The 525-nt window shown below is 30.1% G+C and carries 1 protein-coding gene; it reads right to left on the bottom strand.

What is annotated here, in order from left to right:
- Positions 1-525: transposase (locus HMPREF2811_RS08715; protein ID WP_141749299.1), on the bottom strand; the 525-nt coding region annotated here is incomplete at both ends.

Here is a 525-nt window from a genome sequence, read left to right as displayed (position 1 = left end):
ACCAACACTAAAAATTATAGATCCAAAATAAGCTATCTTATTTTGTATTTCTAATTGTTTTTGGTATTCTTCTTCATATTTTTTAATGGCATCTTCTTCAGTAAATAACAGCGGACGATAAGCTTCATTCTTCACCTTATTATGAGCAGTCGATAATATAATTCTACTTCTTAAATGGTAGAAGTTTCGATATCCATAACTGATTCGTTTAATGACTTTAATTTTATTATTTGTTCCTTCCACACAACCGTTTGATAGCGTATAGGTTAAGCTATTCTGTATATTATGGCGATAATGATATAAAGTGTTAAATGCCGTTCTTATTTTTCTAGGGAGGCGATATTTCTTGCTTTCCTCTAATACATGGATGAATTGATCATAGGCATGTTCCTTAATAGCATCCATTACTTCATGAATCAAACGGTAACAGAGATTTAAGGTTGAATCTTTTGATAATAAATAATCGACAATGCCTCTTTCATGAATCGCTTGATTAAATAATGAATATTTCTTATACTCTTCGAA

This window comes from Globicatella sp. HMSC072A10 (assembly GCF_001811625.1).
GTDB classification, from domain to species: Bacteria; Bacillota; Bacilli; order Lactobacillales; family Aerococcaceae; genus Globicatella; species Globicatella sanguinis.
The sequence above is the reverse complement of the archived record's forward strand: the minus strand, read 5'-3'. Positions and strand labels throughout refer to the sequence as shown.